Origin of the sequence: Rhodococcus sp. UYP9, assembly GCF_040547235.1 — a bacterium.
Lineage (GTDB): Bacteria > Actinomycetota > Actinomycetes > Mycobacteriales > Mycobacteriaceae > Rhodococcoides.
This window is the reverse complement of sequence record NZ_JBEPPH010000005.1, coordinates 75598-90254: the sequence shown is the minus strand read 5'-3', so window position 1 is coordinate 90254 and position 14657 is coordinate 75598. Positions and strand designations below refer to the sequence as shown.

The window sequence follows — 14657 nt, the reverse complement described above, 5'->3', positions numbered from 1 at the left end:
GGCGGCTCGGCACATTTTCGCCTGCGGACCGGCGCCGGGTACCCCTTAGTCTTCGACCATGGACATGCATGTGGTCGACCATCCGCTCGCGGCAACACTTCTGACGACGATGCGGGACTCGCGCAGTGACAACGCAACCTTCCGGTCGGCGTTGCGAAAACTGACCCACACGTTGGTGTACGAGGCGATGCGCGATGCCAAGGTGGAGCAGTTCGAGGTGAACACTCCTGTTGCACCTACTGCCGGAGTACGGCTCGCGCATCCGCCACTGCTGGTACCGGTACTGCGCGCCGGACTCGGGATGGTCGAGCAGGCGAGCGCTCTGATCCCGCAGTCGGGGGTCGGGTTCGTCGGAATGGCGCGAGACGAGCAGACCCTCGAGCCGGTGCCGTACCTCGAGTCGTTGCCTGCAGATCTGTCCGATACCCCGGTATTCGTCCTCGATCCGATGGTGGCTACCGGTGGGTCGATGTTGCGGACAATCGAACTGCTGGTCGCGCGCGGAGCCACCGACGTGGCGGTTGTATGTGTGGTGATCACTCCCGAAGGTGTTGCAGCATTGGAGGGTTCGACATTTCCGATACGGCTGGTGACGGCGAGCATCGACGAAGGACTCGACACGGATGCCATCGTCGTACCCGGACTCGGCGACGCGGGGGACCGTCAGTTCGGCCCACGCTGACGAACCCTCGTATCTCTCCGGTGGATCGCCGAAGTCACGGCAACGGTTTCAGCTGCGCCAGAGTCGAACTCGACTGAAGTACGTACCTCCCGTCGCCGCCTCCGACGTAGGTTTCCATCGATGACGACGACTCGGGCAGCATCTTGGCGTATTCGGCCGACCATAGCTCTTCGCCGGTTCGAACGTCGACAGCACCAAGCATCCCGCCAGTGGAGGTGAGCACCGTGTCACCGTCGCGGGCGATGACAGACCACGATTGTTCGGAATGCCACAGTTGCCGGCCCGAACGTAGGTCGATCGCTGTAGTGCTCTGATCGAACCGCAGCAGCCCGACGTCCCCGACGACCGCATTCAGTGTTCCGAGAGTTCTCGCTTCGTTCCATTCGTCGGCCGGCTGATCGAAGACGAGTTGATCGCTGCGCCAGCGCTGTTCACCGCTCACGCGGTCGAACGCAGTATCGCCCAGGACAAAGGGAATCGACGGATCTGTCGGCTCGTCGATGGACAGGTAGTGCTCGGCTGTGCTCGACGAGGTGGCAAGGGGCTCACCGGTGCGCGCGAAGGCAATGGTTCCGGTGATATCGGACGATGGCGCGTTGCAATCGTAAGTGGAACCGATGGCGATGTCACCGGATGTTCGGTACTCCGCGATGAGGCAGTCATCCAGGACATCCGATGACCACACGGGGGCACCCGTCGCAGCGTCCAACGTGGTGAAGCTTCCCCCGAGATCGAAGTGAGCGAGTTCGGAACCGATCATAAGCTGGTCTGCGTACTGGTCTTCCCAGCCGGCCGAGACGTCCAGTGGAACGCTCCAGTCGGCGTCGTAATCATCGAGGGTTCCGCGGTGGAGCTGAACCCCACCACCTTCTAGATCACCTGCGGCAACGTAGATTCGATCGTTCGCGACGGTGGCTGCAAAGATCTCCGGTGCACTGTCGAAGTGCCGAGACTCACCGGTCTCGATATCGAACGTGACCAGTCCCGGTGCTTCACCGTATGAGAGCGAGTGACACACGAGTTGCCCGTCCAGGGGTGTCTCGGCGCATGCTGCGAGATCACGCGCAGGGCTTGTCCATTTCACGTCGCCGGTATCGGCTTCGATGCCGACCATGACTGCGTCGGAGTTGGGGGAGTCTCCATCGGGTACAACCGCGAGAGTGAGCAGGATGTCTTCGACACGAATGGCGCCCGCGCCCCACGGATACTCCGATCCGGTGCGGGGGTCTGCATAACTGGCGCCGTCGAGGCCGCTCTCGGATGCCTCTGTGGCCCAGGCCAATCCAGGCGCATCGGGTGTGGCATCGGTGATGCGCTTGACCGTCGTCGTGCGATCTTGTGTCAGTGTCACGGTTGCTGCCGACACCGTGAGGACAGCCACCGCTCCACCGATCATCAGTCGAGTGCGGGGCTTCACTGCAGGTCCAATCCCGGGGTCGACGCCAGCTGTTCCAAGCTGGCCGTATCCCAAGGCTTTTCGGTTGTGATCGTGATTGTCAGCCCCGACGGAGTCGGCACCGAGACGGACGTGCCGGAAGTGTACCGACCTGGATCGGATTGCGCAGTGTCGCCGATGGTGATCGTCAACTGTCCTGCGGCGCTGTTCACTACCTGACACAATTCACCGCCCCAGTGGTGGGTGCGCAACGATCCGAGAGCCGGCGACGGGGTCAGCGATTCGGTGTTCGCTTGCCGTAGAGCGGCATTCAAAGCGGAGATGTCCGGGGCCGTGAACGATCCGGTGGTGCCGGACAAAGCCGAGGATCCGCAGTCCGACGAGTTGCCCGGAGTACCGGCCGGGGGAGCGCTCGAGGTGATGAACGCTGGGTCGGTGGCGATATCGGCGAGAACGTCGAGCGGAATTGGAAGAGCGTCCTGCGGTCCGGGCGCGGAGAGATACACAGCGATCCATGAACCATCGGTACGGTACGCGATCGCACTGCGCTCGGAGGTTCTCTCGCCGTTGACTTCCTGCCAGGTGTCATGAGTGTCGACGACAGTCCCGTCGGACTTGGTTGTTCGCTCGTCGAGATTTCCGGCGACACAGGGCGGTACCGAGCGTGTGTTCTGTGAGACTCCGACGCTGAGGTAACCCGACCGGCTGTTCCGCAAGATGGAAGCCGTGGCGTTCGTCGAGTCGACGATCTCTTCTTCGGCTGTCCCTTCGCGTTCCGGAATCGGGTCGAAGTAGGGGATCACCCCGTCGTCGAACGCCGTGTCGGCGGGCAGGGCTCGGACCAATGCCTCGGACATCAGGTGTGCCTTGGGTCCGCTGAACCATGGGGCCGCGGGATTGTCGTAGCTCTGCACCGAGGAGACATACAGACTCGAGTATCGGGTCTCTTCGGGTTCGTCCACAGTGGTGCATCCCGGAATCTTTTGCGGGTACTTGACTTCGGGGGTGACGAGCACGTACTCCTCCGGTGTGGGAGGCGACACCACCGTCGAGGTGACTGGCTGCACCGTCAATTCCGGTTCCTCGCGTGTCGTGGTGAGACCGGCGACTACGATCCCCGTTGCGACGATCGAGGTGACGACCAGAACCGTCATCAGTGTGCTGTGCCGATCCGGCGCCGCGTGCTCGTCCATGGTCCTCGATCAATCTCGACATCTCTGGCGGCGGTCGCCGTGATGTCCATTGAATACCATTTGCTTTGGTAACGAGAGGCGCGGCGCGGGGGCGTAACCGATCCGGTGAGGTCGGCTGAGGTGCCCGACCTCACCGGCGAGAAACTATTACTTACTTACGCAGTGCGCTGAATCCCCATGCTGTCCGGACCGAAGACCTCGAAGTGGATGTTCTCGGTCGCCACGTTCTTGTCCATCAATGCGTTGCGAATTTCGAGCATGAAGGGCAATGGACCGCAGACGTACGCGTGTGCGTCGGGTGCGACGTCGATGTTGTTCAGCTGCGCGCGGCCCATGCTGATCGAATCGTCCGAAGGACGCGCACCGAGGTTCTCGTACCAGCGGTGCAAGGTCGCCGAGGGGATTCGATCGACGAGGTGACCTAATTCGGCGCGGTGAGCATGATCGCTCTGGGTCCGGTCGGCATGCAGTACCGAGATGGAGCGCGTGTCATTGCTTTCGGCCAAGTAGTTCAACATGCCGATCATGGGAGTGCAGCCGATTCCCGCCGACACGAGCAGCAGCGGTGCATCGTCGTCAGTGAGCATCAAGTCACCGAACGGTGTGGTCACATCGAGAATGTCACCCTCGAAGACGTTGTTGAACAGGTAGTTCGACACTTCACCGGCAGCTACTTCCGAACCGTCTGCGGACACCTTCGCAGGGATGCGCTTGACGGTGATCCGCCAGTCGGCATCTGTCGGAGCCGAGGACAGGCTGTACTGACGAATCTGGCGCGCCCCGTCTTCGAGGTGAACCGCGACGGAGAGGTACTGGCCCGGAATGAAACTCGGTAGTGGATCACCATCGAGGGAGGCGAGTACGAACGAGACGGTATCTGCCGATTCGAAGCGTCGATCGAGCACGCGGACCTGGCGCCACACATCACCGATCTCGACGCCCGCGCTCTTGTACAGGCCGGCCTCCATCGAGATCAGCATGTCGGCCATCAGCCAGTAGACCTCGGTCCATGCAGCAGCAACTTCTGGTGTGACAGCACTTCCCAGTTCCGTGGCAATCGCGCCGAACAAGTAGTCGTAGACAACCTGGTACTGCGCAGGTTCGATGCCCAGAGAGGCGTGCTTGTGGGCGATGCGGGAAAGGATCATGTCGACCCGGTCCTGGTCCTCTTCGAGTTGTAGCGAAGCGAATGCGGCAATTGCCCCGGCCAACGCCTTCTGCTGCTCGCCCTGCTTCTGGTTGCCTCGGTTGAAGAGATTGCGCTCCAGGTCTGGGTGATCGATGAACATGGTGCGGTAGAAGGTCGTCGTGATGTCACCGATCGCAGCACCGACGACTGGGAGCGTGGCCCGGATGACCTCTTTGGATTCTGTGGAAAGCATGTCTATTCCCCGATCATTGTTTTCACTGTTGGCAACCTGCTGGGCATCGCAGGAAGTGTGAGCAGGACCCCGCGCGTCGGTTGGCTGATGACGTCTTCGATGAGGAGCTCGTCCAAAGAGGCGAAGAACGCTTCTCGTGCGCGCCGCAGTGCCGGCCGCAAAAGGCAGCTGGCTCGTAGCGGGCACGGGTTCGATCCATCACACTCGATGACCTCCGACTCGCCTTCCAGACGGCGTGCGAGCCAGCCGATCGATGCAGTTCTACCGAGCTCGGTGATAGCCAAACCACCACCACGACCGCGGCGAGCATCGACAATTCCGAGCTCCGACAGACGAGCGATCACCTTGGCAGCATGGGTGTACGAGATTGCCAATTGCTCGGCAATGTCCTTGCTGCCTGGGCGATCTCCAGGCTGTTCGACGGCCAGGCGCATGACGATTCTCAGGCCGAGATCGGTGAACCGGGTCAACTGCATGTCACGACAATATTTCAATATGCATTTGAGATACCAATTATGTGAGCCACGAGACACCATCGGCCCGTCGGGATGCTGGAAGGTAGCCGGGATCGCCACGAGATAGGTCTGGTTGTTACCGTCATGTTTCGTATTTCTCACCCAGGAGGCAAGTGCGTGTCCACGCGTGACCAGATCGAAACGATTTACGAGCAAGTCCTGACGCGCAACGCCGGCGAGCCCGAGTTTCACCAGGCGGCCGCCGAGGTGTTCGACTCGCTCAAGGTCGTCATCGATCGCCGCCCGGAATACGCCGAAGCCGGCCTCATCGAGCGCCTGTGCGAGCCCGAACGGCAAATCATCTTTAGGGTTCCCTGGGTAGACGACTCAGGCGCGGTACATGTCAATCGCGGATTCCGGGTGCAGTACAACAGCGCGCTCGGACCCTACAAGGGCGGCTTGCGGTTTCATTCCACCGTCAACCTGGGGATCGTCAAGTTCCTGGGCTTCGAGCAGATCTTCAAGAACGCCCTGACCGGTCTTCCTATCGGTGGGGGCAAGGGCGGTTCGGACTTCGACCCCAAGGGCCGGTCCGAAGCCGAGGTGATGCGGTTCTGCCAGTCGTTCATGACCGAGTTGCACCGCCACATCGGTGAGTACACCGATGTGCCTGCCGGGGACATCGGCGTCGGCGGCCGCGAGATCGGCTACCTGTTCGGCCAGTACAAGCGTCTGACCAACTCGTACGAATCAGCGGTGCTCACCGGCAAGGGAACCTCCTGGGGCGGTTCGCAGGTACGGCGTGAAGCCACCGGCTACGGCGTCGCATACTTCGTGGCCGACATGCTCGAAGCGCTGGGAACTTCCCTCGACGGCAAGACTGCGGTTGTGTCCGGTTCCGGGAACGTCGCGGTCTATGCGATCGAGAAGGTTCACCAGCTCGGCGGCAAAGTCGTCGCATGTTCGGACTCCTCCGGTTACATCGTCGATCCCAACGGCATCGACCTCGAACTTTTGAAGGACATCAAAGAGGTACGACGCGAACGCATCGGCACCTATTGCGACACCGTCGCGGGAGCGACGTTCACCGAGGGAGGTTCTATTTGGGACGTGCCCTGCGATGTCGCCATGCCGTCGGCAACGCAGAACGAACTCGACGCCGACGCAGCGAATACTCTCGTGGCGAACGGCGTCAAGGTAGTGGCCGAAGGCGCAAACATGCCCACCACACCCGCAGCAGCTCAGGTGTTCCGCGACGCATCCGTCGCCTTCGCACCGGGCAAAGCCGCCAACGCGGGCGGCGTCGCTACCTCCGCTCTCGAAATGCAACAGAACGCATCCCGCGACTCCTGGAGCTTCGAGTACACCGACGAGCGGCTCGCGGCAATCATGCGCGGCATCCATCACCGGACGATCGCTACCGCGGAGGAGTACGGCAAGCCCGGCGACTACGTGCACGGTGCAAATATTGCCGGTTTCATCAAGGTTGCCGACGCGATGATCGCGCTCGGAATCGTCTGATCCTTTTTCGAGGGTCGTAGAGCGATCCGCCGTCGATGACGAAAGATCGCTCTACGACAGTTCTATGACAGTTCCACGACCTCGAGCTTGCCGTCGGCGTGGGTGCTGCGCAGGCGCTTCTTGTCGTACTTCCCGACGCTCGTCTTGGGTACTTCCTCGATGAATGTCCAGCGTTCCGGAAGCTGCCAGTGGGCGACCCGGCTGGAGAGGAACTCGCGTAGTTCCTCGGCGGTCACTTTTTCGCCGTCGCGCACGACGACGGCAACCAGCGGACGCTCGTCCCACTTCTGATCGGGAACGCCGATGACGGCAGCCTCGCGCACTGCGGGATGCTCCATCACCTGGTTCTCCAACTCGACCGAGGAGATCCATTCGCCACCGGACTTGATGATGTCCTTCGACCGGTCCGTCAGCCGGAGGAATCCACCCGAAGAGATGGTGCCGACGTCGCCCGTCCTGAGCCAGCCGTCGTCGAACTTGTCGGCGGCATCGCCGCGGTAGTAACTGGCCGTGATCCATGGACCGCGAACCTCGAGTTCGCCGACTTGCTTGCCGTCCCACGGCAGCTCTTTGCCGGCGTCGTCGACGAGTCGAGCGCGGACGGCGGCCACGAATCGACCTTGTGTGCAACGAAGATCGAACTCCTCCTCTGGGGAGAGTCCGGCGTCGGGCCGGCCTGAGGTGCCGAGCGGAGAGGTCTCGGTCATGCCCCAGGCCTGGGTGATGTGAACGCCGTACTCGTCGTGGAATGCACGCATCAGGCTCGGCGGACATGCGCTCCCGCCGACCACCACGTCGCGCAGGCTCGACAGATCGGCGGGGTGCTCGGTCAGGTAGGAGTGGAGTGCCTGCCAGATCGTCGGAACGGCGGCTGCGGCGGTGGGGCGCAGGGTGGAGATCATCTCGGCCAGAGGTGCGGGCTGTAGATACTTGTCCGGCATGATCAGCGAGGCGCCCACCATCAGTGCCGCGTAGGGGAGCCCCCAGGACATGGCGTGGAACATCGGGACGATCGCAAGTACCTTGTCGGACTGCGCAATCGCCATGGCGTCGGTCATGCATGCCTGCATCGAATGCAGCCAAATCGAGCGATGCGAATACACGACGCCCTTGGGGTCTCCGGTGGTTCCAGAGGTGTAACACATTGCTGCAGCGGATCGTTCGTCGAGTTCGGGCCAGTCGAATTCTTCCGGGTGGCCGGACAGGAAGTCCTCGTAACCGTGCACTGTCATGCTCGCCGGCGCCTGCACGGCCGACGGGTCTGCGCCGACGACGATCAGATGGCGCACGGTCGACATCGTGGGAAGCAGTGGTGTGAGCAGTGGCAGCAGGCTCGCGTCGGCGATGATGACCTGATCTTCGGCGTGTTCGGCGATATAGGTGAGCTGCTCCGGGAACAGCCTGATGTTGAGCGTGTGCAGCACAGCGCCCATGGCGGGCACCGCCATGTACGCCTCCATGTGCGCGGCGTTGTTCCACATGAACGTTGCCACGCGCTGGTCACCGTCGATGCCGATGGAGCGCAGTGCGTGTGCGAGTTGTGCTGCGCGCCTACCTAAGTCGCCGAAGGTGACCGTCGTCGGACCGTTGTCACCCCAGGTGGTGACCTCGGCGGCAGAGTGAATCGTGGTGCCGAACCGAACGAGCTGACCGATCGACAGCGGGGTGTCCTGCATGGTGCTCTTCACGAATTTTCTCACTCCTCGGGTTTCGAACGACGACACCGCACTTTGTGCCGTGCATCACAGTATGCACAGTACCTACTTCGCCGGACGAACCAGCTACGAGTTCAGGATCTCGCCCCGCCCGAGCATGATCGTCGCGTGGGCGCGTCGGGCGTCGTCCGCGTCATGCGTGGCCATCACGACTACGGCTCCCCGTGCTGCCTCCTCGTCGATGACGCCGTCGATGATGTCGCGGGCCTTCGTGTCGAGACCGGTGGTGGGTTCGTCCAGCAGGACGAGATCGCCGCACTCGACGAGCGCCTGCGCGAGGAGGGTGCGTTGACGCTGGCCACCGGAAAGCGTCGACAGTCTGCGTGAACGCAGTTCGGTGAGCTGCAAACGTTCGATGGCGGCGTCGACGGACTTCCTGTCATCCGAGCCTGCTCGGCCGAGAATGCCGCGCCGCGGCCAGGTGCCCATCTCGATCACCTCACGCACGCTGACGGGCATTCGATCGTTGAGATCGCTGCGTTGCGGGACGTAGCTGACGCGTCGTCGGCCGACGGTCACCGTTCCCGAGGTGGGGCGCACGATGCCGGCAAGTGTCTGCAGGAGCGTGGATTTGCCGGAGCCGTTGTGTCCGACGAGGGCGGTGACGGTGCCTGGTACGAAGCTGGCGCTCACGTCCGTCAATGCAATGGTTGATCCATACGCAACGGACAGGAATTGCACCGACACCGATTCGCTCATGACAATCATTGTCACATAGTGTCCTCGCCGTGGATTGGTTACTCGACCCCTTGGCCGTTTCTTTCGTGCAGCGTGCCCTGTTTGCCGGCATGCTTGTATCGATCCTGTGCGCACTCGTCGGCACGTGGGTTGTGTTGCGCGGCATGGCATTTCTCAGCGACGCACTTTCGCACGGAATGCTGCCCGGTGTTGCAATTGCCTATTTGATGAGCGCGAATCTGATGGTCGGTGCCGCCGCGAGCGCGGTGGTGATGATCGGGGGAGTGGCGTGGGTGTCGCGCAACTCGTCCCTTTCGGAGGACACCGGCATCGGACTGCTCTTCGTCGGCATGCTCGCACTCGGGGTCGTCATCGTCTCTCGGGCGCGGTCGTTCGCCGTAGACCTGACGTCTTTCTTGTTCGGTGACGTGCTCTCCGCGACGTATGCGGACCTGGTTTTCCTCGTGTTCGCCGCCGTACTCGCGTTGGGGGTGTCCACCGTCGCCTACCGGCCTTTCGTCGCGCTCGTCTTCGATGAACGTAAAGCCCAGACGTTCGGGTTCAGGCCTCGCCTCGCGCACGTGGTTCTACTGGCGCTCGTTGTGCTGGCAGTCGTGGCGTCGTTTCGCATCGTCGGAACATTGCTCGTGTTCGGCTTGCTCGTCGCACCGTCAGCGACCGCGTACTTGTTCGGCCGCTCGATCGTGCAATCGATGATCATTGCCACGCTGCTCGGATGGTCCGCCACAGCGATCGGTCTCGTCGTGTCCTGGAACGCAAATACCGCTGCGGGCTCCACGATCGCCGGGCTGGCGGTACTGCAGTTCTTCGTTATCGCTGCCGTGAAATCGAGTCGGAGAGCGTTGTTAGCGAGGCGGGCGCAGGGGCGGCCTACCTTATCGAGTTAACATCCTCTAACGTAAACGACAATCGTTATCGTTTCCGTTAGGGGTATTGATGTCCGCAAGTCGATTGGTCATGATCTTCGGTGTTTCCACACTGGCGATCGCAGGGTGCAACAGCGCAGAATCCTCGGAAGTCTCTACCGAGTCGACGGCCGGAGTTGCAGGCGCTGGGAGTGACCTCGCCGCGGAAGCTGGATCAACGGAGGTCGAGGGCCCCGAACCGCGCCTGGTGATCGCCGATGCCGACTCCGGACGGATAGAGGTCATCGATTTGGCCACCGAAGAATCCGTGGGCTCGTTCGATGTCGAGAATGCAGCCCGGCTGACCATGGTGAACGGCCGCTACGTCGTCGCGGTCGACAGCGAAGGCGGACGCGTCGACTTTCTGGATCCGGGTTCGTGGACCATCGAGCACGGAGACCACTCCCACTCGTACGTCAAGGACCCGGCCGAGATCGGATCGCTCGACGGCGAGGATCCTGCCCACGTCTTAGTAGGTGACCGCAAGGTGGCCGTCTTCTACGACGGCACGGGAACGGCAGACGTCGTCGACTTCGACATTCTGAGCAAGGGTGAGGCCACCGTTGCCACGACGGTCGAAGCGGTCGCACCCCACCACGGCATCGTGATCCCTGTGTCCGGTCAGTACATCGTGTCGAGCGGAGGTGGAGAAGGCGATCTCCCGAACGCGCTCGAATTGCGCAACGAGGCAGGCGAACTGGTACGTGCTCTCGATGGGGCATGCCCCGACATGCACGGCACGGCTGTGTTCCCGCGTTACTTCGTGCTCGCATGCGACGACGGCGTGCTGAAGGTCGAGGACGATTTCACTACCACCAAGCTGCCCTACCCGACGGTCGGAAATCGGGCATGGTCGTTCGACCATCAAGGTAAGGGAGCGATCGTCTCCGCGGCCACCGCCGAGGGAGTACTCGCACTCGACACCCGCTCGGGCCGTTGGGTCGAGGCGAAAACCGCAGACAAGGCTCTCGCATCCAGTGTGTCCGCTGACGGCAAGACCATCTTTTCGCTGCAGACGGATGGCACCTTCCGCACGTTCGACGGGGTGACCGGCGCTGAACTGTCGTCGACACCGGTGTTGTCCGCGCGATACGACGAAGGCGACCCGATGCCGTCGGTTGAGGTTGGCGGCAACAGGGCGTACATCTCCGATCCAGAAGCAGGCACCGTCATCGAGATCGACTACCGCGACGCGGGACGTATCTCCCGCATCATCGACCTCGGTTTCTCGCCTGCATCGGTGGGCGTGGTCGGCGCATGAAAAAGATAGTGCTGCTCGCCCTTTCGCTCGTTGCCGTCCTGACAGGGTGCTCGGACGGGGGTACTTCCGACAAGCCGACCGTGGTGGTCACGACCAACATCCTCGGTGACATCACGTCGAACATCGTCGGCGAACAGGCCGACGTACTGGTATTGATGCCGCCGAACTCCGATCCGCATTCGTTCGAAATCTCGGCGGCGGAGGCGGCACAGGTCGAATCGGCTGACCTGCTGATAGCCAATGGCCTCGGCTTGGAGGAGGGAGTTGCGAACACGATCGAAGCCGCACGCTCCGAGGGCGTGGACGTAGTCGAAGTCGGGCCGGCCGCCGACCCCATCGCGTACGTGACCGGACAGTCGGCTGGAGCGCTGGACCCACATGTCTGGACCGACCCGAACCGAATGCGCACGGTGGTCGACCTGATCGGCGATGCGGTGAAGGAGTCGGTAGCGGGGGTGGACAAGTCCGCAATCGACTCTGCTGCTGCGCAATACGGAGCGCAGCTCCTCGAACTCGACAAGCGTATAGGCGAACGATTCGGACTGATCGCACCGGACAAGCGCACACTGGTGACCAACCATCACGTGTTCGGCTACCTCGCCGATCGATACGACTTCGAGATCATCGGAGCAGTCATTCCGAGTGGTACGACACTGGCCTCGCCCAGTGCATCGGACCTCTCCGACCTGGCCGGGACGGTACGTGAAGCAGGGGTGAGAACGATATTCGTCGACTCCTCGCAGCCCGACCGGTTGGCGCAGGTTATGGCGTCGGAGGCCGGCGTGGACATCGGCGTGGTCGAGCTGTACACCGAATCGCTGGGTGAGGAGAACTCCGAGGCATCGACGTACCTGGGCATGATGGACTACAACTCGACGGTGATCGCGTCCGGCCTGTCGTAGCGCCACTGTGTGGACGCAGTAGGCCAAAACCGTTGCAACACATGCACTTGTGCGCACAAGTGGTTTTGACAATCGTTTGCAAATACCGGTACTTTTTGGATCATGAAGACAAATCGTTCGTATGGCACCCTCGGCGCGGCAGTCGCGCTGAGTACTTTTCTCGCGCTTCTCGCGGCCTGCTCGTCCGAAGCCGGCACGGAAGCGGAGTCTGTCGAACCCACTGCCGAAACGGCTGCCGCAGAGCCCCATCCGGCACCCACCCCCCGCATCGCCACCAGCTACGACGGCGGCGTGCTCATCCTCGACGCTACGACGCTCGAAACGGTCGAGGACATCTCCGGCATCGAAGGCTTCACCCGACTCAACCCGGCCGGCGACGGACGGCACCTCTTCGTCAGCAGCTCAGGCGCTTTCACCGCCCTCGACGCCGGTACTTGGACCGACAGTTCGCAGTCGTACACGTCCACCCCTGCGTTGACCGACATCAAGTTCGACGCAACCACCCCGGGGCACGTCGTGCGGCACGACGGCAAGACCGTCCTTTTCGACGACGGCACCGGCAAGGTCGAGATGTTCGAGTCGGCCGCGCTATTGGAAGGCAGCAAGCCCGAAGCCGAGAGCTATACGACGCCGGAAGCCCATCATGGTGTCGCGGTGGCACTCTCGGACGGATCGCTGCTCACCACCATCGGTAACGAGGACGACCGCACCGGTATCACCGTGCTCGATGCCGATCGCAACGAGATCGCCCGGAACGAGCAATGCCCGGGTGTGCACGGCGAAGCTGTTGCCGCCGAGGAGACCGTTGTTGTGGGATGCCAGGACGGCCTGCTCATTTACCGTGACGGCGAGATCCGCAAGGTACAGAGCCCGGATACGTACGGCCGCATCGGAAATCAGGCCGGCGACGAGAACTCACCGATCCTGCTCGGTGACTACAAGACCGATCCGGAAGCCGAGATCGAGCGTCCGACCCGTGTGTCGTTGACCGATACCATCTCGGGTGAGCTCACGCTGGTCGACCTCGGTACCAGCTACACGTTCCGCTCGCTCGGCCGCGGACCGGCCGGGGAAGCGATCGTGCTCGGTACCGACGGAGCGCTCCACATCATCGACGTCGCTACCAAGTCCGTCACTGAGACGATCCCCGTCGTCGATGCCTGGGAAGAGTCCGTCAAGTGGCAGGAACCACGACCGGCGTTGTTCGTGCAGGGCGGCATCGCATACGTGTCGGATCCCGCCGGCAGTGCGGTTCATGCGGTGGATCTGGCAACCGGCAAAGTTTCTACTTCCGGCGAACTGGCCCACACGCCCAACGAGCTGACCGGGGTCACCGGAAGGTAGAAATCGAACCCGGATCCTGATGACTCCCGGCTCGTTCCTTCCCAGGTCGGCCCGCTCGAAGTAGTAGTCGCTGACGGTCGAGCCGGGACTTGTCTCCGCGCTAGGACCGATCGAGGTAGAACTCTGCGATCTCGGTGGCGACGGCTGCCACCGCCGAAGCGAGATCGGGTTCCATATCGAGCGCTTTCGCCAGTTCGGCGCCTCGGAGATCGCGGGTTCGCAGGAGATCCCACGCCTGTTCGACGGCCCGTACTGATGTCGCAAAGTCGAGTTCCGGACGGTTCGAGCGCAGAGCTGTTGCTGCCCAATCTGCATCGAACGTCCCACGAGGAGGTCCGAACACTCGCTCGCCGGAGGTGTAGCTCTTCGGTTCCATGTACGCCGATGGTAGCTACATTCCCGCACGCCGGATCTCTCGGCTTTCGGAAGGGAAGCGTCCCGATCCTGGCAAGGTAGGTTGGCTTCGGTATACGTGAGACATCACGTGCGCGGGACGATCGGAGTCGGGTGAGTAGGGCGAACAACGAACGAAGATCGAAAATGTTCAGCCGCAAGATGATTCGTGCGATTGCCGGAGCGATCGGAGTGGTCCTCGCTATCGTCCTGGCATCGGCTGCATGGGTCGCCGTGGTCTCGTCCGGCCGTGTTCACGACGTCGCGGACGCACCGGACGCGCCGGTGGTGATCGTGCTCGGCTCGCAAGTTCGAGACGGCAAGCCGATGAAGTTTCTCTCCGGCCGACTCGATGCCGCCATAGAGGTCTACGACTCGGGGAGGGCACGAGCGATTCTGGTGTCCGGCGACGCACATGGCCGTTCGGGTAACGAGATTGCGGCGATGACAAAGTATCTCGTCGACGCTGGAGTCGATCGCGACAAGATCGTCGGTGACGACTACGGTCTGGATACCTTCGACACCTGTGCCCGTGCGTCGGACACGTTCGGTGTGAGCCGGGCACTGATTGTCAGCCAGGGTCTGCACGTGTCACGTGCCGTCGCACTGTGCCGGGACGCTGGCATCGATGCGCACGGGATCGACGCCGAGTGCGAATGCAACTGGCTGGCAGTCGTCCGGAACTATGCGCGCGAGTGGTTGGCCCGCCCGAAAGCAGTACTCGACCTACTTTCCGGGCGCCCACCCGCCGTCGTCACGCCCCCGGACGGAACGCTCACCGCGGCGTCCAGAGGCTGACGGAATCGAGA

At 62.3% G+C, this 14657-nt stretch carries 14 protein-coding genes; 7 read left to right on the top strand and 7 right to left on the bottom strand.

Annotated features, from left to right (window positions below; all coding sequences use genetic code 11):
- Positions 1-58: 58 nt before the first annotated feature.
- Entirely contained in the window at positions 59-682 is a 624-nt protein-coding gene (gene upp, locus ABIB36_RS15810) for a uracil phosphoribosyltransferase (protein WP_354561040.1), read from the top strand.
- 34 nt (positions 683-716) lie between these two features.
- Here the strand turns inward: upp and ABIB36_RS15805 are convergent, their stop codons facing one another.
- The 4 genes from ABIB36_RS15805 to ABIB36_RS15790 all read right to left on the bottom strand — a co-directional run bounded on the left by ABIB36_RS15805 (position 717) and on the right by ABIB36_RS15790 (position 5129).
- A complete protein-coding gene (locus ABIB36_RS15805) occupies positions 717-2099 on the bottom strand; it encodes an outer membrane protein assembly factor BamB family protein (protein ID WP_354561043.1) in 1383 nt (460 codons plus the stop codon).
- On the bottom strand, positions 2096-3271 hold the full coding sequence (locus tag ABIB36_RS15800) for a hypothetical protein (protein WP_354561045.1): 1176 nt from the start codon (positions 3269-3271) through the stop codon (positions 2096-2098). Before ABIB36_RS15800 ends, ABIB36_RS15805 begins: the two co-directional genes overlap by 4 nt.
- Positions 3272-3426: 155 nt before the next feature.
- A complete protein-coding gene (locus ABIB36_RS15795; protein WP_354561047.1) occupies positions 3427-4653 on the bottom strand; it encodes a globin domain-containing protein in 1227 nt (408 codons plus the stop codon).
- A gap of 2 nt (positions 4654-4655) precedes the next feature.
- Entirely contained in the window at positions 4656-5129 is a 474-nt protein-coding gene (locus ABIB36_RS15790) for an RrF2 family transcriptional regulator (protein ID WP_354561049.1), read from the bottom strand.
- Between the two features lie 156 nt (positions 5130-5285).
- Between ABIB36_RS15790 and gdhA the strand changes: the two genes are divergently transcribed.
- Positions 5286-6629, top strand: a complete 1344-nt coding sequence (gene gdhA, locus ABIB36_RS15785) for an NADP-specific glutamate dehydrogenase (protein WP_354561051.1) — start codon at positions 5286-5288, stop codon at positions 6627-6629.
- Between the two features lie 62 nt (positions 6630-6691).
- Here gdhA and ABIB36_RS15780 read toward each other — a convergent pair whose 3' ends face one another.
- Both ABIB36_RS15780 and aztA read right to left on the bottom strand, forming a co-directional pair.
- Positions 6692-8317, bottom strand: a complete 1626-nt coding sequence (locus tag ABIB36_RS15780) for a long-chain fatty acid--CoA ligase (RefSeq protein WP_354561054.1) — start codon at positions 8315-8317, stop codon at positions 6692-6694.
- Positions 8318-8410: 93 nt separating this feature from the next.
- On the bottom strand, positions 8411-9052 hold the full coding sequence (aztA, locus tag ABIB36_RS15775; protein ID WP_502944919.1) for a zinc ABC transporter ATP-binding protein AztA: 642 nt from the start codon (positions 9050-9052) through the stop codon (positions 8411-8413).
- A gap of 20 nt (positions 9053-9072) precedes the next feature.
- Between aztA and aztB the strand changes: the two genes are divergently transcribed.
- From aztB to aztD, 4 genes are all read left to right on the top strand, one after another.
- Positions 9073-9930, top strand: a complete 858-nt coding sequence (gene aztB / locus ABIB36_RS15770; RefSeq protein WP_354561059.1) for a zinc ABC transporter permease AztB — start codon at positions 9073-9075, stop codon at positions 9928-9930.
- A gap of 49 nt (positions 9931-9979) precedes the next feature.
- Entirely contained in the window at positions 9980-11209 is a 1230-nt protein-coding gene (locus tag ABIB36_RS15765; protein ID WP_354561061.1) for a WD40 repeat domain-containing protein, read from the top strand.
- Positions 11206-12111 (top strand): zinc ABC transporter substrate-binding protein AztC, encoded by a 906-nt coding sequence (gene aztC / locus ABIB36_RS15760; protein ID WP_354561063.1) that lies wholly within the window; start codon positions 11206-11208, stop codon positions 12109-12111. The genes ABIB36_RS15765 and aztC overlap by 4 nt, the downstream gene beginning before the upstream one ends.
- A gap of 102 nt (positions 12112-12213) precedes the next feature.
- A complete protein-coding gene (gene aztD / locus ABIB36_RS15755; RefSeq protein WP_354561066.1) occupies positions 12214-13455 on the top strand; it encodes a zinc metallochaperone AztD in 1242 nt (413 codons plus the stop codon).
- A gap of 100 nt (positions 13456-13555) precedes the next feature.
- Here the strand turns inward: aztD and ABIB36_RS15750 are convergent, their stop codons facing one another.
- Entirely contained in the window at positions 13556-13831 is a 276-nt protein-coding gene (locus tag ABIB36_RS15750) for a hypothetical protein (RefSeq protein WP_354561068.1), read from the bottom strand.
- A gap of 164 nt (positions 13832-13995) precedes the next feature.
- Here ABIB36_RS15750 and ABIB36_RS15745 point away from each other — a divergent pair, with 164 nt between their 5' ends.
- Positions 13996-14646, top strand: a complete 651-nt coding sequence (locus tag ABIB36_RS15745; RefSeq protein WP_354561071.1) for a SanA/YdcF family protein — start codon at positions 13996-13998, stop codon at positions 14644-14646.
- The last annotated feature ends 11 nt before the right edge of the window (positions 14647-14657 follow it).

What these genes read in the sequence shown, in the direction of transcription:
- ABIB36_RS15765 (WP_354561061.1), top strand. Translation starts at nt 9,980, where the DNA reads ATGTCCGCAAGTCGATTGGTCATGATCTTCGGTGTTTCCACACTGGCG.
- ABIB36_RS15800 (WP_354561045.1), bottom strand. Translation starts at nt 3,271, where the DNA reads ATGGACGAGCACGCGGCGCCGGATCGGCACAGCACACTGATGACGGTT.
- ABIB36_RS15790 (WP_354561049.1), bottom strand. Translation starts at nt 5,129, where the DNA reads ATGCAGTTGACCCGGTTCACCGATCTCGGCCTGAGAATCGTCATGCGC.
- aztD (WP_354561066.1), top strand. Translation starts at nt 12,214, where the DNA reads ATGAAGACAAATCGTTCGTATGGCACCCTCGGCGCGGCAGTCGCGCTG.
- upp (WP_354561040.1), top strand. Translation starts at nt 59, where the DNA reads ATGGACATGCATGTGGTCGACCATCCGCTCGCGGCAACACTTCTGACG.
- ABIB36_RS15745 (WP_354561071.1), top strand. Translation starts at nt 13,996, where the DNA reads ATGTTCAGCCGCAAGATGATTCGTGCGATTGCCGGAGCGATCGGAGTG.
- ABIB36_RS15795 (WP_354561047.1), bottom strand. Translation starts at nt 4,653, where the DNA reads ATGCTTTCCACAGAATCCAAAGAGGTCATCCGGGCCACGCTCCCAGTC.
- aztC (WP_354561063.1), top strand. Translation starts at nt 11,206, where the DNA reads ATGAAAAAGATAGTGCTGCTCGCCCTTTCGCTCGTTGCCGTCCTGACA.
- aztA (WP_502944919.1), bottom strand. Translation starts at nt 9,052, where the DNA reads ATGATTGTCATGAGCGAATCGGTGTCGGTGCAATTCCTGTCCGTTGCG.
- ABIB36_RS15750 (WP_354561068.1), bottom strand. Translation starts at nt 13,831, where the DNA reads ATGGAACCGAAGAGCTACACCTCCGGCGAGCGAGTGTTCGGACCTCCT.